Source organism: Pantoea sp. alder81 (assembly GCF_020179835.1).
Lineage (GTDB): Bacteria > Pseudomonadota > Gammaproteobacteria > Enterobacterales > Enterobacteriaceae > Pantoea.
In genome coordinates this window covers 741,044-761,722 of sequence record NZ_JAIUDA010000001.1, presented here as the reverse complement: position 1 = coordinate 761,722, position 20,679 = coordinate 741,044, and the positions used below count along the sequence as shown (strand labels likewise).

Annotated in this window: 17 protein-coding genes; 10 read left to right on the top strand and 7 right to left on the bottom strand. The window is 55.6% G+C overall.

Annotated features, from left to right (window positions below):
- The first annotated feature begins 130 nt into the window (after positions 1–130).
- Both LBW88_RS03660 and LBW88_RS03655 read left to right on the top strand, forming a co-directional pair.
- Positions 131–748 carry a TetR/AcrR family transcriptional regulator gene (locus LBW88_RS03660; RefSeq protein WP_320442520.1) on the top strand — a complete coding sequence of 206 codons (618 nt, stop codon included), beginning with the start codon at positions 131–133 and terminating at the stop codon, positions 746–748.
- A gap of 154 nt (positions 749–902) precedes the next feature.
- Positions 903–1,142, top strand: a complete 240-nt coding sequence (locus tag LBW88_RS03655) for a biofilm development regulator YmgB/AriR family protein (protein WP_224928640.1) — start codon at positions 903–905, stop codon at positions 1,140–1,142.
- 350 nt (positions 1,143–1,492) lie between these two features.
- Here the strand turns inward: LBW88_RS03655 and LBW88_RS03650 are convergent, their stop codons facing one another.
- Complete coding sequence (locus LBW88_RS03650; protein ID WP_224928643.1) at positions 1,493–1,810, bottom strand: hypothetical protein; 318 nt, start codon at positions 1,808–1,810, stop codon at positions 1,493–1,495.
- A 556-nt stretch (positions 1,811–2,366) separates the two neighbouring features.
- Here LBW88_RS03650 and LBW88_RS03645 point away from each other — a divergent pair.
- The gene (locus LBW88_RS03645) at positions 2,367–2,621 is read left to right on the top strand and encodes a biofilm development regulator YmgB/AriR family protein (protein ID WP_224928645.1); all 255 of its coding nucleotides are present in this window, start codon (positions 2,367–2,369) and stop codon (positions 2,619–2,621) included.
- Positions 2,622–2,933: 312 nt separating this feature from the next.
- Positions 2,934–5,057, top strand: a complete 2,124-nt coding sequence (gene pqqU, locus LBW88_RS03640) for a TonB-dependent receptor PqqU (RefSeq protein ID WP_224928648.1) — start codon at positions 2,934–2,936, stop codon at positions 5,055–5,057.
- Positions 5,058–5,170: 113 nt separating this feature from the next.
- On the opposite strand, the gene LBW88_RS03635 is transcribed toward pqqU, so the two are convergent.
- From LBW88_RS03635 to LBW88_RS03625, 3 genes are all read right to left on the bottom strand, one after another.
- Entirely contained in the window at positions 5,171–5,725 is a 555-nt protein-coding gene (locus LBW88_RS03635; protein WP_224928651.1) for an isochorismatase family protein, read from the bottom strand.
- A gap of 17 nt (positions 5,726–5,742) precedes the next feature.
- Positions 5,743–6,168: a MarR family winged helix-turn-helix transcriptional regulator gene (locus LBW88_RS03630; protein ID WP_224928654.1), complete on the bottom strand. Its 426-nt coding sequence runs from the start codon at positions 6,166–6,168 to the stop codon at positions 5,743–5,745.
- Positions 6,169–6,256: 88 nt separating this feature from the next.
- On the bottom strand, positions 6,257–6,802 hold the full coding sequence (locus LBW88_RS03625) for a helix-turn-helix domain-containing protein (RefSeq protein WP_224928656.1): 546 nt from the start codon (positions 6,800–6,802) through the stop codon (positions 6,257–6,259).
- Between the two features lie 97 nt (positions 6,803–6,899).
- Between LBW88_RS03625 and LBW88_RS03620 the strand changes: the two genes are divergently transcribed.
- The 4 genes from LBW88_RS03620 to LBW88_RS03605 all read left to right on the top strand — a co-directional run bounded on the left by LBW88_RS03620 (position 6,900) and on the right by LBW88_RS03605 (position 14,916).
- Complete coding sequence (locus tag LBW88_RS03620; RefSeq protein WP_224928659.1) at positions 6,900–8,078, top strand: benzoate/H(+) symporter BenE family transporter; 1,179 nt, start codon at positions 6,900–6,902, stop codon at positions 8,076–8,078.
- 153 nt (positions 8,079–8,231) lie between these two features.
- A complete protein-coding gene (locus tag LBW88_RS03615) occupies positions 8,232–9,575 on the top strand; it encodes an SrfA family protein (RefSeq protein WP_224928662.1) in 1,344 nt (447 codons plus the stop codon).
- 2 nt (positions 9,576–9,577) lie between these two features.
- Positions 9,578–12,550 (top strand): virulence factor SrfB, encoded by a 2,973-nt coding sequence (locus tag LBW88_RS03610; RefSeq protein WP_224928665.1) that lies wholly within the window; start codon positions 9,578–9,580, stop codon positions 12,548–12,550.
- Positions 12,547–14,916, top strand: a complete 2,370-nt coding sequence (locus LBW88_RS03605; protein ID WP_224928668.1) for a virulence factor SrfC family protein — start codon at positions 12,547–12,549, stop codon at positions 14,914–14,916. The genes LBW88_RS03610 and LBW88_RS03605 overlap by 4 nt, the downstream gene beginning before the upstream one ends.
- On the opposite strand, the gene LBW88_RS03600 is transcribed toward LBW88_RS03605, so the two are convergent.
- From LBW88_RS03600 to LBW88_RS03590, 3 genes are all read right to left on the bottom strand, one after another.
- Complete coding sequence (locus LBW88_RS03600; protein ID WP_224928671.1) at positions 14,917–15,183, bottom strand: barstar family protein; 267 nt, start codon at positions 15,181–15,183, stop codon at positions 14,917–14,919.
- A gap of 2 nt (positions 15,184–15,185) precedes the next feature.
- A complete protein-coding gene (locus LBW88_RS03595; protein WP_224928674.1) occupies positions 15,186–15,620 on the bottom strand; it encodes a ribonuclease domain-containing protein in 435 nt (144 codons plus the stop codon).
- An 88-nt stretch (positions 15,621–15,708) separates the two neighbouring features.
- Positions 15,709–16,056, bottom strand: a complete 348-nt coding sequence (locus LBW88_RS03590; RefSeq protein ID WP_100700021.1) for a helix-turn-helix domain-containing protein — start codon at positions 16,054–16,056, stop codon at positions 15,709–15,711.
- A gap of 294 nt (positions 16,057–16,350) precedes the next feature.
- Between LBW88_RS03590 and LBW88_RS03585 the strand changes: the two genes are divergently transcribed.
- Positions 16,351–17,505 carry an efflux RND transporter periplasmic adaptor subunit gene (locus LBW88_RS03585; protein ID WP_224928677.1) on the top strand — a complete coding sequence of 385 codons (1,155 nt, stop codon included), beginning with the start codon at positions 16,351–16,353 and terminating at the stop codon, positions 17,503–17,505.
- An 18-nt stretch (positions 17,506–17,523) separates the two neighbouring features.
- A complete protein-coding gene (gene oqxB / locus LBW88_RS03580; protein WP_224928680.1) occupies positions 17,524–20,676 on the top strand; it encodes a multidrug efflux RND transporter permease subunit OqxB in 3,153 nt (1,050 codons plus the stop codon).
- Positions 20,677–20,679: the final 3 nt, after the last annotated feature.

Sequence of the window (20,679 nt, the reverse complement as noted above, 5' to 3'; positions counted from 1 at the left end):
CTGACAGCCAGGCGAGAGGTGCGGGGAAAAATATGTTTCACGTCTCCAGGACGCTCACAAACGCCATTCGATTATTTTTAGGCGTTCACTTATAATCAATTGGAAATATTCACACTATAAATCATTACTTATGGCATCAGATATTCAAACCACAAAAGTGACACGCGAGCGTGGCAGGCCAAGAGTCTTTGTCATGGATGAAGTCCTGGATAAGGCAATGATTGTCTTCCGGAAAAAAGGATACCACGCATCATCCATCGCTGACCTTGGCGAAGCCATGGGCCTGACAGCGGGAAGCATATACAAGGCTTTTATCGATAAACGTACGCTGTTTCTGCGCGTTTTTGAACGCTACATTGCCATACGCAATGCGGACTTGCGTCAACGCCTGCAGCATTTTCCGAATGGCAGAGCGCGCATCGAAGAGTTGCTCCAGTTCTATCTGGATTCCGCTGTTGAGATTGAAGGCCGCAGAGGATGCCTGGTGGTCGGAAGCACCGTTGAACTTCAGACGCTCGATGAAGAGTTGTCCGAGCTTGTTCGGCAAGCCGTGATGCGCAACCAAAATTTTCTCATTTCGCTTGTCGCGGATGGCCAAAAAGATGGCTCTATTTCATCTCATGTCGATGCTGAAACAGCAGCAGGTCTACTATTGTGCGTGGCATTTGGCATGCGCGTGGTGGGTAAAGTACAAGATGTGACTAACGGAAAAAAAACCATTAGTATGGTCATGAAGGTTTTGGATTAATTCATTTGCCCTATTAGGAAATATGCATTTCCTAATTAAGCCGGGTTATTCACCCTGATGGATTGTTGTCGAACAGGCTTAAGCGAGCCGTAAATGGCAAGACATGCGCAGCCCGATGTTTTTAACTTTTGCGATTAGCCTTAGGGAAATTAATATGTGCACCAATGATGCAGCAGACCCACAAAAGCCTTTTACCGAGGATGAAGCAGAAAATCGTTCAGAAATTTCTGAAGAGGAAGCGCTGGGAAAACTCGTGGCCGAAATTTTAAGCTCAGGTAAAACGTTGAGCAGAAAAACGCTTTGCTTTGAGTTATTGAAACAACTTGACGTCTGCGAAGAGGCATCTGCAAAACAACACTATGCAAATATATTCAAGAAATTACTCTCCTGTTAAGGACAGCACGAATAAGCCAACCGCTGGATGACTGCTTTTCATTTGCCCAGAAAATAGACATTTTCTGCACGCTGGTTTCCGGTGTTTTCACAGGGAACATAACAATGCGATTTTACGCTTCGGTTATATTGCCGCGTAGATGCCAGGTTATTAGCAAACTGAATGATTTCACCTAAACACCCAGACATTGAAGTAACACTGACTCTCATCGGCGTTGAGGGTAATCCACTGTTATGCCACTACCCTCTCTATTTAAAATGCGATGCTCGCTTTGATATTCAACCTGTCACCTGATACGGACCCCGACCAGAGAGCCAGAATGCTGGCAAACGCATAGGGCAATAAACCCGCTACGCTTTGGGATTAAATCGCCCTCTTCCATGAATCAAAGTACTACGCCTGCTTTTTATACGGAACCGGGCATGATTAATAACGGTTCTCCAGAGCGGATCTGCGGTACTGCTTTGGAAACTTTCGAGTTTATTGAGAAGCTCCGTCCACTTAACCACCTGATAATTCTTATCTTTACCTAATGAATCTTTCATGTCTTGTATGATCTTATCGACACCTTCTTTTGCGTGCTTCAGGCTAACGCCTGACTGGTGCTCAGCTGCGTGCTTTTTTATCAGGCGTGCAAAAACGTCAACATCAATTTCATATGCGTCCAAGCGCACCTCTACATTGTTAGAAACTGCATATATCAATACTGGGTTCCAGTGATTAAGAAAGCGAAGCGGAATAACCAAACTTAAGATGCATATTAAATATATTTATTAGCCTTACTGCAATTTACTCTCAGTCAGATGAAAACGCGTGGGTGACTTTGAATAAAATTGTACGGAATTTGACTAACTTTTGCTTTGTTTTATTAATCTTAGATTCATACACTATTTTTGAACAACTTCACAGGAAAAACTCACGATCAGCACTCCAGGTATTCATAACTGTGAGTTTTATTTCATTTATTTTGAATGAATGAAAAGATATAGATAATATACATGTCAGACCACACGAATTGATCATTAGTTTATTGTACAACTTTTTAAGATTTGTATAACTTTGATTGTCTGAGCAAGCCTTGTTGTGGATACCGAGTCGTGATGGCTAGAAAGATCGCTTCTCCTTTCAATATTGTGGTTTTAAAAGATAACCCAATCTTGCTGGATCCTGCAATAACGCTAACGGATACACATAACTTCCACCCTTACTTTAATTGAGGCTTTTATGCAAGAATCGACTACCGCTGAGTCTCGACTACTCGACTATTTCCAGACGACTGGCGAGCAATATTTAAGCGAACGCGTGATTATTTCTGAAATCCGCCTGGAACTGCTGGCTAAAAAACACCGCATTACCAATAAGGATATCATTCTTGCACTGATACTAAGGCTTGAGTGCGAAAGTGACATTATTAAGCAGGATATTTACCGAAACGCACTGGAAATTGTTGTCCAGCGCACCCCGGATGACATTTCATAAACAAACATTTGAGTGGAACCCGCGTTGTGATGGGCAAGGATGCCTAATCAATGTATACAATGCACACGCCGCGGTTTAACTGCTTACATTCACCCTGCATATTTTCAGCCCAAAGATGCCCCAGATTCGTCCCCCTCTCTGTCGATGCCATCAAATACGTTGTCTTATCCCCATTAAAAACAGGCCCAATGGCCGCATTTATTGAATAAATTCGCTGAAAATGTAATACCCTGTATCGCCAAAAAAGAATTATTCTATGCGCGATTAATGTTCCGCTTGGTTCATTCCACGTCTTTTATACGGTCTTTCATAATGAAAATTGCTTTACTGCGACAGGCACCGTTGCTGATGCTGCCTGCGTTATTCCCCCTGCAGCTGATGGCGGCGGATAATGCCAGCAATACCATGGTGGTCAGTGCCGCACCTGCAGGCTCCGGTTTGTCTGAGCTGGATACCCCTGCGGCGGTGAGTGTGGTGTCCGGTGACGATATGCGTCATGCAGCACCACGCGTTAACCTCTCAGAAAACCTCGCCAGCGTGCCAGGCATGCAGATTCAGAATCGTCAGAACTATGCGCAGGATTTGCAAATTTCCGTGCGTGGATTTGGTTCGCGATCAACTTTCGGCCTGCGCGGTATCCGCATGTATGTTGACGGTATTCCCGCCACAATGCCGGATGGCCAGGGACAAACCTCAAATATCGACATTGGTTCGATTGACCACGTTGAAGTGCTGCGCGGCCCGTTTTCCGCGCTGTACGGTAACTCTTCAGGCGGCGTGATTAACGTTGAAACCCAAACCGGCCAGCAGCCTACCACGCTGGAAGCCAGCACCTGGTACGGCAGCTACGGCAGCTGGCGCAACAGCGTCAAAGCCAGCGGCGCCACCGGTGATGGCACCCAGGCGGGCGATGTGAATTACACCATTTCGGCCTCGCGCTTTACCACACATGGCTACCGCGACCACAGCTCGGCACAGAAGAACCTCGGGAACGCCAAACTTGGCGTGCGCATTGACGATGTCAGCACCCTGACGCTGCTGTTTAACAGTGTTCACGTGGATGCACAGGACCCCGGTGGTTTAACCGAAGCGCAGTGGAAAGAGAACCCGCGTCAGGTTGCCAGCAACGTGACGCTGTATAACGCGCGTAAAACCGTCGACCAAACCCAGGCTGGCCTGCATTATCAGCGCCAGATGAGTGAAAACGACGATCTTAGCGTGATGATGTACGCCGGTGAGCGTGAAACCACGCAGTATCAATCGATTCCGATGGCTACTCAGCAGAAAGCGGGCTATCCCGGCGGTGTGATCTCGCTGGCGCGTCACTATCAGGGAATTGATACCCGCTGGACGCATCGCGATACCATGTTCACCCTTCCCGTGACGCTGACCGCCGGTCTCGACTATGAAACCATGACCGAAAAGCGTAAAGGCTATCAGAACTTCACCACCAGCAACGGCGCGACGGACTACGGCGTACAGGGCGATATGCGTCGCAATGAGCGCAACCTGATGTGGAACCTCGATCCATACCTGCAAACGGCGTGGCAGTTCACGGATAAGTGGTCACTGGATGCCGGTGTGCGTTTGAGCACGGTGAATTTCGACTCCAACGATTATTACGTCACCTCAAGCGACCCGGACGACAGCGGCAATCGCCGTTATCACCGCTGGCTGCCTGCCGCATCGTTGAAGTATGCGATTGATAATAGCTGGAATGCTTATGTGTCAGCCGGCCGCGGCTTTGAAACGCCAACGCTGAATGAACTCTCATACCGTTCAGCCGATCAAGCTGGCCTGAACCTCAATCTCAAGCCGGCGACCAGCGATACGGTTGAACTGGGCACCAAAAAGCGTATCGGTAACGGTTTAATTACCGCCGCCGTGTTCCAGACCGATACTAAAAACGAGATCGTCTCTGACAGCAGCTATGAAGGCCGCACCAGCTATAAAAATGCCGGTGAAACGCGTCGTCGCGGGCTGGAACTGGGGCTGGATCAAGAGTTTGGCTATAATTGGCGCCTGAAAGCTGCGTGGACCCTGCTGGATGCGCGCTATCGCTCCAACGCCTGCGGCACTGACAGCTGTGACGGCAACCGTATTCCAGGTATTGCACGCAATATGGCCTATGCCGGATTCGCCTATGCACCGGATCAGGGATGGTATGCGGGCGGAGATGTGCGCTACATGAGCGACATTGCCGCTGACGATGAAAATGATGTTAAAGCACCGTCCTATACCGTTTTCGGCCTGAATTCTGGCTATAAGTGGCTGGTGCAGAACTGGACGCTGGATCTGTTTGGTCGCGTGGATAACCTGTTCGACCGCACCTATGTGGGATCGGTGATCGTCAATGAAAGCAACGGTCGTTATTACGAACCGGCGCCAGGACGGAACTACAGCGTGGGTCTGACGGTAAGCTATGCGTTTCAGTAACTGACATCGCGCCTCATAAAAAGCCATGCAACCTTATTCGGATTGCAGGGCTTTTTTTTCGATGCCATTTTGCCACTGCGAGCACGACTAGTGCGCGCGCGTGGCAGTGAAGATTATTTCAGCAGTGCCAGAACATCGGCGGTTGAGCCGGTTTCGCCCAGACGCGGGAAGATGCGCTCGACGCTGTTTTGGTGAGTATCAGCATTCAGGCAGGTCATTGCATCCGTCGCCAGCGTGACGTTGTAACCTAACTCATAGGCCTGACGTGCAGTAGATTCCACGCCAATGCTGGTGGCAATACCACAGACAACCACCTGAGTAATGCCACGCTGCTGCAGCTGCTCATGCAAATCCGTGTTGTGGAAACCACCCCAGGTTTTTTTGGTCACGGCAATTTCACCGGCCTTCAACGCCATTTCTGGCACCAGTACGGCCCAGTCGGCTGGCAGTTCGCCACTGTGGCGCGCCTGCTCGTTACGACCTGGTGCACCACCCGCCACATTCACTTTCACTACCGGCAGGTTTTTGCCATGAAACGCCTCAACCAGCTGTGCACAACGCTCAACCACAACATCAGCTGACAGGGGCGCAACAGGGAGACGGACAATGCCGTGCTGCAGATCAATCACAATCAGGGCGGTTTTTGCGTCTAAGGTTGTTAAAGCCATGGGAATTCCTCTCAGGATTATTGGTCGGCAATACGTTGCAGTAAGGGAATAGCGGCCAGTAACGTTTTCTGTTCATCACGATTAAGTGTGGTTGCTATGCTCTGTAGCAGCCAGTCATCACGCTGTGCACGATTGGCGGCGATCAGCGTCAGGCAACTTTCGGTCGGCAGATAACGGGTTTTACGACCGTCCAGCGGATCGGCTTCACCTTTAACTAACCCCTGCGCCTGTAAGCTGGCAACGGTGGCGCCCATTGACTGGCTGCGCACGCCTTCCAACCCGGCCAGTTCCGTCACTGTCATCGCGCCATCCCGCACCAGATAACCCAACACGGAAACCTGAGGCCAGGTAAGATCGCCCGGTGGGGCCGATTCGCGTAGCCGCCGCGCCAGTTTGCCATTCACGCTGCGTAAGGTCGCAGCCGCGCTATTCAGGTCACTCATGGCACCTTCTCCTTACTGATGAAGCGCGAGTATATAAATACGAAGGCAAACTGTGTAGTTTACCTTCGTATCAATTTGTAATTGGCGCTCACGGTCGCTTGATGTAATGAATCAGACTGTGAAAACGCAGAGGCGTGCTGAGAGGATTGCGGTAACTGTGCGCGACGTCCGCCGCAAATTGATGTGCTTCGCCGTTTAGCAGGCGACGCCAGGTTCCTTCCACGCACAGCAGCAGTTCACCTTCCAGCACCACCACTTGCTCAATCACCCCATTTTCGTGTGCAGAAGAGTCGCTTTGTGCGCCCCCGGCCAGAGTGACCTCCAGCAGATCAAAGCGCAGTGCGGCGTCATAAGGCAGCAGCGGCTTCACCTGCATTTGCGCATTGGGTTGGCTAAAGGTTGCGGCGATACCCGGTGGTTGATCGCTGCCCTGAACAAAGAACGAAAAAGGCACATTGAAACCGGTGGCGATTTTCCACAATGTCGCCACCGTCGGGCTCGATTCACCGCGTTCGATTTGGCCCAACATCGCTTTACTGACGCCGGTGCGATCCGCTGCCAGTGTCAGGCTCCAGCCGTTCGCCTGGCGCAATTGTTTTAACGCCTGACTCAAATGTTGATGCAGATTTTCCATGATATCTCCAGGCAAATTCGCGCGCAGTGTAGCACTTGTGCGTTATAACACACTCGTGCAATAGTGTGCGCTATAACGCACAGCAGGATGCATTCCGATGATCACCGCCACTTCGCGCAGCGCTTTCTCTTTCCCTATGCTGGTTTCCGGCTTTATCGCGGTGCTGGTGGGATACAGCAGCACTGCCGCATTGATTTTCCAGGCCGCTCAGGCCGCAGGCGCCTCGCCAGAACAGATCGGCGGCTGGCTGTCGATGCTCGGCATCGGCATGGGGCTCGCCTCTTTCGGCCTTTCGGTGTGGACGCGCATGCCCATTCTGGCCGCCTGGTCGACGCCGGGCGCGGCACTGTTGGCCACCAGCGTGCAGGGTCTGACCTTAAATGAAGTGGTCGGCGTTTTTGTGGCGACCAATGCGCTGATCGTATTGAGTGGCGTGACCGGACTGTTTGCCCGTTTAATGAACCACATTCCTCAATCTCTGGCAGCGGCGATGCTGGCGGGGATATTACTGCGCTTCGGAATCGGCACCTTCACCGGTTTACAAGGCAACTTTGCGCTGTGCGGCAGTATGTGTCTGGTGTGGTTGTTAAGCCGACGCTGGCTGCCGCGCTATGCCATCATTCTGGCCCTGATCGCTGGCGTGGTGGTGGCACTTGGTCAGCAGGCGATTCACTTCCCGCCGCATGCCCTGACGCTGAGCGTGCCGGAATTTATCATGCCGCAGTTCACGCTGGCATCGCTGATTGGCGTGGGATTGCCCTATTTCCTGGTCACCATGGCATCACAAAATGCGCCTGGCATTGCGACCTTACAGGCGCATGGTTACCGGCCTCCTGTCTCCGCCCTCACCGGCTGGACCGGTTTTATTGCGCTGATCTTGTCTCCTTTCGGCGGCTTTTCGGTGTGCATAGCGGCCATTACCGCTGCCATTTGCATGGGAGACGATGTGGATGCCGATCCGAAACGACGCTGGATGGCCTCTGCGATTGCCGGCATTTTCTACCTGCTAACCGGCTTTACCGGCGCGCTGATTGCCATTCTGTTGAGTGCCTTGCCGCAGGTGCTGATCGCCACGCTGGCCGGGCTGGCGCTGCTGGCTACCCTCTCCGGCAGTCTGCAACGCGCACTCGTTGAACCCGATCACCGTGACAGCGCCATCATCGCTTTTCTGATCACCGCCAGTGGCATATCCCTGCTCGGCATTGGTTCAGCCTTCTGGGGATTGATCGGCGGCATGATCACCCATCTGGTGCTTAGCCGCCGCTCACGCGCTTAAAATTTCAGCAACCTACCCTTGCACGCGGGAAAAACACCCTGTTTTTCCCCCTTTATCAGCCGTTTGATTCCCCTGCATTTGGCTTAAGATCACCAGCATCGCCAAATACACACACTGTTTTGCTTCAGGCAACCACCGATAAGGGCCCTACGAGTGGCAAAAACTTTTCTGCGCAGCGGCAATCTGGATTCGGTACTGGCACTGGGTGAAAACGGCCAGCCGGTCTGGGCCTCCGCCCTGCAAATCCGTGAAACACTGCGTTTGCGCCGTCAGACGGCGCTGGCAAACTGCCTCGCCATTCCTCAGGCCAACGAGCGTGGTGACCGCCTCGACTGGTATGCGCCCTTTAACGGCAAAGTGAAATCCTGGCGCGGCGCCAGCGACCACGAACGGCAAAAAGCGCTGGAATTACTGACGCTCAATCAGCAGGATTTACTGGCTGCAAGTTTACGCGCGCGTGACGCTGAGAACCCGGCGATGCGCCTGTTTGGCGCCTTACTGAGCAAGACGCTGCAGTTCCCGGATCAGCAATATGTTTATCTGGTTGATGGCAAACCTGTCATCACCTTCTGGGGCTTTGTCGATCCACAGGCGCGCTCACGCGATGACGCGCTGGCCTGCCTGCGCGACAGCCTGGAAGAAGATTTACCGCCGTTGCTGCCAGAACCACCGGCTGCGGTTGTCGTAGCACCGATTATCGCGCCATTGATTGAAGTGCCTGCCGCTGCGGCTGCACCCGTGGTGGAAGAGCCCGTCGAGATCGTCCAGCCTGAACCCGAAGCGCCACAACCCGCGCCTGAACCTGCACCTCAAGTCGAGCAACCGCCTGTTCGCCGCCCTTCCGCACTGCGTCCATTGGCATTGCTGCTGCCGGTCGCCGCCGTAGCTGCGGCTGGCGTGGCGTTCTGGCTGCACAGTTCAGCGCCTGAAGCCACACCGCCAGCCCAGGTTGCCGATGTGCCGGCTCCCGTTTTCACGCCACCGCCAGTGGTCGCGAAAGCTGAAAAACTGGCCGCGACGCTGCCGCAGAAAACCGCCACGGTCACCGCTGCGCCTGTGCCTGCCGCACCTCCTGCTCCACCAGAGGTGATTGCTGAACATACCGAACCGGCCAAAGCCGATGATCTGGTGATGACCACCGAAGATGCGCGTATTGGTTCCGTGAAGTTCATCAACGGCACCTGGCGCGTGGTACTGCGTCAGACTAATCTGCCAACCGGTAAGCCGCCGAGCCTCCGTTATCAGCTGCGCAACGGCAAAGGCATCGCCACCATTACGCAGGGCGATAACATTCGCTGTAAAGCCGATGTCACTGCCGCGATGACGGTGGATGGCACCATGGTGGTACGCAGCCGCTATACTGCGACCTGCAGCGACAAATCGCGCTACCGCATGCCGGAACTGGTGTGTAAAGCCGGTGATGGCATTGCCAGTTGCACTGCGCAGTACGGCGCAGATCAGGTCTTCCCGTTGACGATTAAGCGTGAGAGTAAGTAAACATGTTGGCTCCCCTCATCGATGACAAACAAAAAATCACGCTGATTGAAGATAGCGGTGTGCAGTTTCTCGATTTTGGCTTACGCCTGCCTGCCTTGCAGGCGCGCCGCCAGTTCGTTCGTCAAACTGCTAACGGCCCGCTGTTGCGGCTGAATGTTGACGGCAACAGCGGTAAATTCTTGCTCTATCCCGAAGACGGTGGCGCAGCGGAAGTGGTGCGTCCCGAGTCGGATATTGCGCTGGCAGATTCGTTGACGCTGCTGGCACATCAGTGGCTGCCACTGCCGGTGCTGCGCTGCACCAGCGGTCGCCGTTTTATCGGCGGGCCAGATAACTGGGCACGTCTGCATCTGGCACCGCTGGATCAGCCGGATGCCGCAGGTAATACTCATCGCATTACGTTGGCGTTTGATACCCGTATCGTGCCGGAACAGGACGGCGGCGAGCAGCACGGTCTGAGCAAGGCCGATGCGCAAAACGGCGTGAGCTTTGCTCTCGCGTGGCACAACTATGAACTGGGTGAGTTTCTTGATCACACCTGGGTGGATGGCTGGCTGCGCGAAACCTTCGCTCAGCAGGTTAATGCACTGGAGTCACGCCGTGAGCAGGAGCTGAATCAGGCGCTGCGTGAATTTGAATACCAGGCGCATTATCTCAACCTGCTGGAGCTGTTGGGCGAGCAGTTGGATCTGGCTGAAATCTACATCCAGGCCACCTCGCTGCAAACCCCGGCGGTGAATGTCGATATCATCCTCGACGTTGGCAACTCGCACACCTGCGGCATTCTGGTAGAAGACCACGCTGAAGAGAGCAACGGTCTGCGCCAGACTTACGAACTGCAACTGCGCGACCTCTCCGAACCGCATCAGGTGTATAACGAGCTGTTTGACAGCCGTCTCGAATTCGCAGAAACCCGTTTTGGTAAAGCTAACTTCTCACTGGAGAGCGGCCGCGAAAACGCCTTTATGTGGCCATCGCTGACGCGCGTCGGTCGTGAAGCCAGCCGCCTGGCGCTGCTGCGCGCGGGCACCGAAGGCAGCACCGGGCTCTCCAGTCCGCGCCGCTATCTGTGGGATGAAGCACGTTATCAGCCAGGCTGGCGCTTCAATGCTAACGGCAGCAGTGATGAGCCGCAGGCAACGGCTTTGCCCTTCACTTTACTGCTGAATGATGAAGGCCAGCCGCTGCATGCGCTGGCAGAAGACGATCGCTTGCCGGTGTTTTCGGCCAGCTACAGCCGCAGTTCGCTGATGACCTTTATGCTGTGTGAGCTGCTGGCTCAGGCGATGATGCAGATGAACAGCGTGGCACAGCGTCAGCGCATGCCGCAAAGCCAGGCACCGCGTCAGCTGCGCCACGTGATCCTGACGTTACCTTCCGCCATGCCGAAGCCGGAGCGCGAGATTTTCCGTCGTCGCATGCAGGAAGCCATCGCGCTGGTGTGGAAAGCCGAAGACTGGCATCCAGCCGAAGACGATTTCAGCGTGCAGAGCCAGGCAAAAAGCCTGCGCCCGGTGCCCGATGTGCAGATGGAGTGGGACGAAGCCACCTGCGGCCAGATGGTGTGGCTGTTTAATGAAACCCAGGTGAACTTTGCCGGGCGTGCCGAAGATTTCTTCAGCAGCATGGCGCGCCCGGATCGTCCGCGCGAAGCTGACGAAGTGCCGGGAAAAAGCCTGCGCATCGCTTCTATTGATATCGGCGGCGGCACCACCGATCTGGCCATCACCCAATATCGACTGGACGATGGCCAGGGCAACAACGTTAAAATCACCCCACGCCTGCTGTTCCGTGAAGGCTTCAAAGTGGCGGGCGACGATATTCTGCTGGATGTGATTCAACTGTGGATTCTGCCTGCACTGCAACAAAGCCTGCAGAAGGCTGGCCTGACGCTGGCCGAACCGCTGATGAACAAACTGTTCGGTCACGACAGCCGCATGGATGGGCAAGCCACGCTGCGTCAGCAAGTCACCTTGCAGCTGTTTATCCCGCTGGCGCAGGCGGTGCTGGAACGTTATGAAAACTGGGATCCGCTCGACAGCCACAGCGAAATCAATGCGCTGTTCGGCGAGCTGGTGCCACAAAAACCGGCCAGCAGCGTGCTGGCGTTTGTGAACGGCGAGATTCAGCGCACGCTGGGCGGCGACAACCGCTTCGATCTGCTTGATGTGCCTTTGGTGGTCAGCATGGCGCAGCTGCACGGTGAATTCCTGCAACATCGGATGGCCATCATCCCGGCCCTGCGCGCCATGTGCGAAGTGGTGTCACTCTATCAGTGTGATGTGTTGTTACTGACGGGCCGTCCTTCGCGCTTCCCTGGCATTCAGGCATTGGTACGCCATCTGCAGCCGCTGCCGGGCAGCCGTATTCTGTCGCTGGAAGGCTATCACACCAGCGACTGGTATCCGTTTAACAAGCAAGGTCGTATCGATAACCCGAAATCCACGGCCGCCGTGGGCGCGATGCTGTGTCTGCTGGCGCTCGATCTGCGTCTCAGCAGCTTCTGGTTCCGCGCCGGTGATTTCGAGCCTTACTCCACCATTCGCTATCTCGGCGTGCTGGATGAAACGGCCACACTGAGCGATGACAACCTGTGCTATAGCGAGATCGATCTCGATAAAGGGGATTTCGCGCTGGATCGTAAAAGCAGCTTCCGGATTCGCGGCAATGTCTGCCTCGGTTTCCGTCAGCTGGATAATGACCGCTGGCCAGCTTCACCGCTGTACAGTCTGAGCATCACCGATCCGAATCTGGCGCGTAAAGTCGCCGGCGAAAGCATCCTGCGTATTAAGCTGGCGGTGCAGCCGGGGCCGGACAACTTTGGTCCGGAGCGTCTGGTGCTGAGCGATGCCCGTATGGATGACGGCACCCGCGTGCCACTGGAGCAACTGAGTCTGAAACTGAATACGCTGTCTGCGACGGGCAATGCCAACGCGCAGTATTGGATTGACAGCGGGAGCGTCTGCAAACGATGAGAACTGCCAAAAGAGCCACCTCTGTTACGCCCGCCAAACGTCTGAGCCTGATGCAGGAGACGCTGGACGGCGCACTGAACTGGATTGAAACCCATCAGGCGCAGGCACCGCGTCTGGCACTGGAAGCCGACACCCTGCGGCTGCAACTGCGCCGCGCGCGCGTGGAAAGTCATGCGCTGGCGCGTCAACTGGCACGTCCGGTGACGCTGGCGATGTTTGGCCAGTCACAGGCGGGCAAAGCGTGGCTGTTGAGTGAAATGGTGGGTGATGCGCAGGGCCAGCTCATGGCGCGTCTGGGCGATAGAATCGTGAACCATTTCCAGAACATCAATCCCGGCAATCTCGATTTTGCCATTGCCACCCGCTTCAGCCATCAGCGTGAAACGCAGTCCAGCGCCTGGCCACTGGAGATGACGCTGCTCAATGACGTGGAGTTGATTCGCCTGGTGCTGGCCTGTGCCAAAACTGAATTGCAGCCAGACAGTGCAGTGATCGATGCCGCGCTACAGCGTTTACAGCGCCATCGTCAGGACGAGCCACAGCCGGGCCTCGACGGCGATGCGCTGATCACGTTATGGGCGTGGAGCCGCCGCCAGCATCGTCATGCAGAGGTGCTGGATCGCCACTTCTGGCCGCAGGCGGTGGAACTTGCCCCGTGGTTAAACGTCGATGACCGCATCCAGCTGTTTTCGCTGCTGTGGCCTAATCAGGTGGCGCTAAACGAACAGCTGCGTAATCTGATGCACCTGCGCCATCAACTGCGTCAGGCGCCGCGCCTGCTCGCGCCGCTGAGCCTGTTAACCGATGACGCCTCGCTGCCTGCGGAAAAACTGATTAGCAACGATGCTGACTGGCAGGAAATGATAGAAGTCTGCCCGATTGTCGCCAATCGTGTCAGTAAACCGCAGCCTGTGCCGCTGGGCCTGCTGGCGCTGCTGACGCTTGAAATCACCGTTCCGCTGAATTCAACACCGCGCCAGGCGCTGTATGACGAAGCCGATATGCTGGAGCTGCCAGCGCCCGGCCAGCCTGCCGACGTGGGTCAGCAAGAAGATTTAGCCCAGCTGCGCAAACGCGATCCTCTGCGGGCGGCGCTGCTGGAGCAAAAACGTGCGCTGTTGCCGGGACTGTATGCCGCGCGTCAGGGCATCGATCTCATGCTGATCTGTACCGCCGCCAGCCAGCGTCTGGATACCGACATTGCGGTCAATGCACTGCGCGAATGGCATATCCATCAAACCGTAGCGGCCAGCGGCGAGAAGCCCCGCCTGATTTGGGCAATCACGCCGCACGATGCGCGCTATCAGCAGCAGCAGATTAATGTTGATGAAGCCGTGCAGCGTCAGATTGGGCAACCAGGACAAAGCTGGGGCTCGATGCTGGCGCTGGATCGCGCTGGCGTCGATCGCATGGGCAGCTGGCTGCAGGATGAGATGCAGCCGGAAGCGCGTCGTGATCGTCTGGCCCAGCAGTTGAGCACCTTGCAGCAGAAGCTGGTCGAACGTTTGCAGCCGTGGACCGAATCCACTGCCACGCCAGAACAGGCGGCACGCAAGCAGGCGATTTCCGACACCTTGCTGAAGTGCTTGCAGCATCGCACCGGCCTGCACGGCGAACTGCTGGAGCGTTTACAGCCTTCGCGCGAAGCGGTGCGCCAGCTGTGGCTGAGCCAGAGCAGCGGCACTGTCGCGCAGCACAGTGCGAAGACCGCAGCCGCTGAGCAGAGCTATTTTGGCATTGGCTTTGAATTTGACCTGTTCAAAGATGAGCCGGTTGCGCCCGCTGAACCGCGTAACAGTGGTCAGCGCGATCAGCAGTTCCCGCAGCAGGTGTTTGCGCTGTGGCTTGAGCACCTGCGCCAGTTGCCGGAAAGCCGCAGTTTGCTGGCACTGCTGAACGTCGATAAACCGACCATGGAAATGCTGGTGGAAGAGCTGATTACCGCCAGCTTCCGCCTGAAGGTGTTGAATAAGCTGCAAAGCGCACTTAATGAACCGGATGCTCAGGCCAGCGCACATGAAGCACGGACCGATCGTCAGGTCTCGCGCGCAATGACGGTGTTGGGTGATTTTGTCGCCTGGCTCGGCTTCCTGCAGCGCCCGGAGAGCGAGCGCCCGGAGAGTCGTGTTAATCGCGGACAAACCATCTTCGCGCGTCCGCCTGCGCCCAGCGTCAGTTTCTCGCCGGGACAGCGCTTAACCCGCTTGTCAGCCGCACCCGCCAATCATACTGCGTATTACATCTATGACTGGCTGGTGGGATTAAATTCGGTGATCGTGGAGAACAACGGTTATACCGGCGGCGGTGACCTGCCCGCCAATGCACGCCAGATGCTGGCTATTTTGCTGCTGCCGTTGCACGCGTAATCAGTCCTGAATCAGGCGCAGCTCGCCTCGCAGCTGCTGCGCCGCTTCTTCCATCAGCGCCAGCACCGGGGCAAATTCCGCCTCACTCGCCAGTGCGACATGATGCAAATGCAGCTCTGCGGGCAGTTGAATCCCGCCTGTCAGCCAATCCCACAGCGCATCCAGATTGCAGCCAAACGCCCCGCTGCAGCCGCTTTGTGCCACAAACTCACGGTAGAACGCCTGGCGATCGGCTAACTGCTGGAAATCAAAAGAGAGCGTCAACATGGTTAGTTCACCTCTTTGAAGCTGCGATAGTGATCGGTTGTCAGAAAGATCAAACCATCTGAAGAGTAAAGCAGACGATCGGCATCGCGGTGACCGCAGTCGTAATTCACATCGGCTTCATACCACTGCCGCCCTTGTTGCATCGGCAGGCGCTGTTCACGATTGCTAAAACGATCGCCACCGATCGCCCGGCCAGGCAATACGTTGCACAAGTCGCCTTTGCTCGGGTTCCAGCCCTGACGACGCGCTTCACCTTTGGTGAGATATAAATCGGGCAGTTTATGGTGCTGCTGCAACCAGCGAGCGACGGTATTGGCCTCGGTGAGTTGTGCAATATCAGCGCTGTGGGCAGCCGTTTTACCGCCTAAATGCGGTTTGAGTCCGGCCCATGTAGCGGCCAGCGCGAGGAGTAATCCAATCCAGAGTTTCTTTGACATAGTGACATCCTGAGGGGCAGGACGCCGATAATAGCAGTTTTAACGCGGAGAAAAACGCGGGCCAGCATGGCTGGCCCTGGCGGAGGTGTTACTGCATCGCGCTGGCGGCAGGAACGGCATGTCGACGCCATGCACCTGGCGCAACACCGAACTGGCGTTTAAAGCTGCGATTGAACGACTGCTGCGAATCAAATCCCAGTGAGATCGCCACATTGAGGATCGGTTCGTTGGTGGTCGTCAGACGATCCGCCGATTTTTTCAGTTTCTTATTACGGATGTACTCACCCAGCGGGTAGCCGGTGTGCTCTTTGAACATACGCTGCAGGTGCCATTTCGAGTAACCGGCGCGCCCTGCTACGGTGTCCAGATCCAGACGTGCTTCAATGTTGTTATCAATCCAGTCGATCAGATCGTGAATAAATGCGTCGCTCATCATCCCATTTTCTCCCGTCGCCTTAACGAACAGTATCAGTATCAGTTGCAATTACACTTTAAGGGTGACTGACTATGACACTTAATGCAAGTTTTATTATTGCATTAAATGCCGCACTCGCCGTAGGGGCTTTCCCCCTTTGAAACGAATTGATCAAAACAGCACATAAAGTGTATCAGATATTCTTGCAGATGCGGTTTGCAGAAGCCTACACTCATCGCGTTTTAATGCAATCTTAAAAGTTGCAGATTTTTCGTACATGTCCTTTTTTTATTACACCAACGCGGAATAACAACAATGCATCTGCAAACATATGGGGTTCGTCGGGCGGTAAGCCTGTCAGGAGTGATGTTGCTGGGAAGCCTGCTGGCCGGTTGCGATCGTGGTGTGGCGCAAAACGCCCCGCCACCCCCGCCCGAAGTGAGTGTCGCGCAGGTGGTAGAGCAAAACGTTAGCCAATGGGATAGCTTCAATGGTCGCTTTGAAGCGGTGCAGAGCGTGCAGCTGCGTCCCCGCGTTTCTGGCTATATCGATCAGGTTAACTATCGCGAAGGCGACGACGTGAAAAAAGGTCAGGTGTTGTTCACCATCGATGACCGCACCTACCGCGCCACGTTAGAACAAGCACAGGCTGAACTGGCCACGGCGCGCAGTCAGGCATCGCTGGCACGCAGTGAATCGGCGCGTACCGATAAACTGATTGGCACCAATGTGGTATCCCGTGAAGAGTGGGAACAGCGTCGTTCTGCAGCCAGCCAGGCGCAGGCCAATGTGCTTTCTGCGCAGGCAGCGGTCGACATGGCGCAGCTGAACCTCGACTTTACCCGCGTGACAGCCCCGATTGATGGCCGCGCCAGCCGCGCGATGATCACCACCGGCAACCTGGTGACCGCAGGTGACAGTGCCAGCGTGCTCACCACGCTGGTGTCGCAGGATCGCATGTATGTCTATTTCGATGTGGATGAAGCCACCTACCTGCAGTATCAGGCAATGGCGCGTAAGGGACAAAACCGCGGCTCGCTGCCGGTGGAAATCGCGCTGACCGGTGAACAGGGTTATCCACATCACGGCACCGTCGATTTCCTCGATAACCAGCTGACTGCCAGCACCGGCACCATTCGCATGCGCGCCTCGCTGGATAATCACGAACGTCAATTTACGCCCGGTCTGTTTGCCCGCGTGCGTCTGCCCGGCAGTGCCGCGTTTAACGCGCTGTTGATCGACGATAAAGCGGTGCTGACCGATCAGGATCGTAAATACGTTTATGTGGTCGATGCGCAGGGTAAAGCCGAGCGTCGCGATATTCAGGCTGGCGAGTTGGCTGATGGCCTGCGCATTGTGCAATCCGGTTTGAAGCCGGGTGACAAGGTGATCGTCAATGGCCTGCAGAAAGTCTTCATGCCTGGCATGCCGGTGAAAGCTCAACCGGTGGCAATGCGCTCCGCTCAATAATAATCGAGACTGCCTGTTATGGATTTCTCCCGCTTTTTTATCGACCGACCGATTTTCGCGGCGGTGCTGTCGATCTTGATATTTACCACCGGTCTGATCGCCATACCGCTGCTGCCGATCAGTGAATACCCCAACGTGGTGCCACCCAGCGTGCAGGTGCGCGCGGAATACCCTGGTGCCAACCCCAAAGTGATTGCTGATTCGGTGGCGACGCCGCTGGAAGAGGCGATCAACGGGGTCGAAAACATGATGTACATGAAGTCAGTCGCCGGTTCTGATGGCGTGCTGGTCACCACCGTGACCTTCCGTCCGGGTACCGATCCCGATCAGGCGCAGGTTCAGGTGCAGAACCGTGTGGCCCAGGCGGAAGCGCGTCTGCCGGAAGAGGTGCGTCAGCTCGGTCTGACCACGCAGAAGATGTCGCCGACGCTGACGCTGGTGGTGCACATGTTCTCGCCGAAGGGCAAGTATGACTCACTCTATCTGCGTAACTACGCCACCCTGAAGGTCAAAGATGAGCTGGCACGCCTGCCGGGTGTCGGTCAGATTCAGATCTTCGGAGCGGGCGAATATGCGATGCGCGTATGGCTCGATCCGAACAAGGTGGCCGCCCGTGGCATGACCGCTTCCGATGTGGTCAGCGCCATGCAGGAGCAAAACGTGCAGGTGTCTGCCGGTCAGTTGGGCGCAGAGCCGACCAAAAAGGCCAGCGACTTCCTGCTGTCGATCAACACTCAGGGCCGTCTGGAAAGCGAAGAACAGTTCGGCAATATCATTCTGAAAACCGCCGATGACGGCTCCCTGGTGCGCCTGCGTGACGTGGCACGTATAGAGATGGGTTCCGGTAGCTACGCCCTGCGCTCTCAGCTGAACAACAAGGACGCGGTGGGTATTGGTATCTTCCAGGCGCCGGGCGCCAACGCCATCGACCTGTCTAACGCCGTGCGTGACAAGATGGCTGAACTGGCCACCCGCTTCCCGGACGATGTGCAGTGGGCCGCGCCGTACGATCCAACCGTGTTCGTGCGTGACTCGATCCGCGCCGTGGTGCAAACGCTGTTTGAAGCGATTGTGCTGGTGGTGTTGGTGGTGATCCTGTTCCTGCAGACCTGGCGCGCGTCCATCATCCCGTTACTGGCGGTGCCGGTGTCGGTGGTGGGAACCTTTAGCGTGCTCTATCTGCTGGGCTTCTCGCTTAACACCCTCAGTTTGTTTGGCCTGGTGTTGGCGATAGGCATCGTGGTGGATGACGCCATCGTGGTGGTGGAGAACGTCGAACGTAATATCGCGATGGGACTCTCACCGACGGCGGCGGCGCATCAGGCGATGCGTGAAGTGTCGGGACCAATTATCGCTATCGCGCTGGTACTGTGTGCGGTATTCGTGCCAATGGCGTTCCTGTCGGGCGTAACCGGCCAGTTCTATAAACAGTTTGCGGTGACGATTGCCATCTCCACGGTGATCTCTGCCATCAACTCACTGACGCTCTCTCCGGCACTGGCGGCCAAGCTGCTGAAGGCGCATGACGCGCCGAAAGATATGCCGACGCGTCTGATTGATCGTTTGCTCGGCTGGATTTTCCGTCCGTTCAACCGCTTCTTCCAGCGCAGTTCGGATGGCTACGAGTCAATGGTCGGCAAAACCCTGCGTCGTCGTGGTGCGGTGTTTGGCGTGTATGTGCTGTTACTGGTGGGTGCGGGCTTTATGTTTCACACCGTACCGGGCGGCTTTATTCCGACGCAGGATAAGTTGTATCTGATTGGCGGCGTGAAAATGCCGGAAGGTTCATCACTGGCGCGTACCGATGAAGTGATTCGTAAGATGAGCGAGATCGGCATGAACACTGAAGGCGTGGCCTATTCGGTTGCTTTCCCTGGCCTGAATGCGTTGCAGTTCACCAATACGCCGAATACCGGCACCGTCTTCTTTGGTCTGAAGCCGTTTAGTGAGCGCACGCGCAGCGCGGCGGAAATTAACGCCGAGATCAACGCGAAAATCTCCAAAATCCAGCAGGGCTTCGGCTTCTCGATTATGCCACCGCCAATTCTGGGGCTGGGGCAAGGATCGGGTTACTCGCTGTATGTGCAGGATCGTGCGGGATTGGGTTACGGTGCGCTGCAAACCGCCATCAATACTTTGTCCGGTGCGGTAATGCAGACGCCAGGCATGATGTTCCCGATCTCCTCTTATCAAGCCAACGTGCCACAGTTGGATGTACAGGTAGATCGTGACAAGGCCAAAGCGCAAGGCGTTTCTCTCACCGATCTGTTTAGCACCCTGCAGGTTTATCTGGGTTCGTCTTACGTCAACGACTTCAATAAGTTTGGTCGTACCTGGCGTGTGATGGCGCAGGCGGACGGGGATTTCCGTAACAGCGTGCAGGATATCGCCAATCTGCGTACCCGCAATAATCAAGGCGAGATGGTGCCGATTGGTAGCATGGTGAACATCACTACCACCTACGGCCCCGATCCGGTGATTCGCTATAACGGCTATCCGGCGGCGGACTTGATTGGTGATGCCGATCCACGCGTGCTCTCTTCGGCACAGGCAATGGAGAAGCTGGAAGCGATGTCGGGTCAGGTACTGCCAAACGGCATGAACATCGAATGGACCGATCTGAGCTATCAGCAGGCAACGCAAGGGAATACCGCGTTTATCGTCTTCCCGGTCGCCGTGCTGCTGGCGTTCCTGGTGCTGGCGGCGCTGTATGAGAGCTGGACGCTGCCGCTGGCGGTGATCCTGATTGTGCCGGTCACCATGCTGTCCGCGCTGGTTGGCGTGTGGCTCACCGGCGGCGATAACAACGTGTTTGTGCAGGTGGGTCTTGTCGTGCTGATGGGGCTGGCGTGTAAGAACGCCATTCTGATCGTCGAGTTCGCCCGTGAGCTGGAGATGCAAGGCAAAGGGATTGTCGAGTCGGCGCTGGAAGCCTGTCGCCTGCGTCTGCGCCCTATCGTGATGACCTCGATTGCCTTTATCGCCGGGACCATTCCGCTGATTCTGGGTGAAGGTGCGGGTGCTGAAGTGCGTGGTGTCACCGGGATTACCGTGTTCTCGGGCATGTTGGGCGTCACGCTGTTTGGCCTGTTCCTGACGCCGGTGTTCTATGTGACGCTGCGTAAACTGGTCACGCGTAAGCAGCCGGATGCGGAAGTGCAAACGGTGTAAGGT

Bases quoted from the DNA above. Each gene is read 5' to 3' on its own strand.
- LBW88_RS03630 (WP_224928654.1), bottom strand. From the start codon at position 6,168: ATGAGTGACCTGAATAGCGCGGCTGCGACCTTACGCAGCGTGAATGGC.
- LBW88_RS03595 (WP_224928674.1), bottom strand. From the start codon at position 15,620: ATGTCAAAGAAACTCTGGATTGGATTACTCCTCGCGCTGGCCGCTACA.
- pqqU (WP_224928648.1), top strand. From the start codon at position 2,934: ATGAAAATTGCTTTACTGCGACAGGCACCGTTGCTGATGCTGCCTGCG.
- LBW88_RS03635 (WP_224928651.1), bottom strand. From the start codon at position 5,725: ATGGCTTTAACAACCTTAGACGCAAAAACCGCCCTGATTGTGATTGAT.
- LBW88_RS03600 (WP_224928671.1), bottom strand. From the start codon at position 15,183: ATGTTGACGCTCTCTTTTGATTTCCAGCAGTTAGCCGATCGCCAGGCG.
- LBW88_RS03610 (WP_224928665.1), top strand. From the start codon at position 9,578: ATGTTGGCTCCCCTCATCGATGACAAACAAAAAATCACGCTGATTGAA.
- oqxB (WP_224928680.1), top strand. From the start codon at position 17,524: ATGGATTTCTCCCGCTTTTTTATCGACCGACCGATTTTCGCGGCGGTG.
- LBW88_RS03660 (WP_320442520.1), top strand. From the start codon at position 131: ATGGCATCAGATATTCAAACCACAAAAGTGACACGCGAGCGTGGCAGG.
- LBW88_RS03605 (WP_224928668.1), top strand. From the start codon at position 12,547: ATGAGAACTGCCAAAAGAGCCACCTCTGTTACGCCCGCCAAACGTCTG.
- LBW88_RS03620 (WP_224928659.1), top strand. From the start codon at position 6,900: ATGATCACCGCCACTTCGCGCAGCGCTTTCTCTTTCCCTATGCTGGTT.
- LBW88_RS03655 (WP_224928640.1), top strand. From the start codon at position 903: ATGTGCACCAATGATGCAGCAGACCCACAAAAGCCTTTTACCGAGGAT.
- LBW88_RS03625 (WP_224928656.1), bottom strand. From the start codon at position 6,802: ATGGAAAATCTGCATCAACATTTGAGTCAGGCGTTAAAACAATTGCGC.
- LBW88_RS03585 (WP_224928677.1), top strand. From the start codon at position 16,351: ATGCATCTGCAAACATATGGGGTTCGTCGGGCGGTAAGCCTGTCAGGA.
- LBW88_RS03645 (WP_224928645.1), top strand. From the start codon at position 2,367: ATGCAAGAATCGACTACCGCTGAGTCTCGACTACTCGACTATTTCCAG.
- LBW88_RS03590 (WP_100700021.1), bottom strand. From the start codon at position 16,056: ATGATGAGCGACGCATTTATTCACGATCTGATCGACTGGATTGATAAC.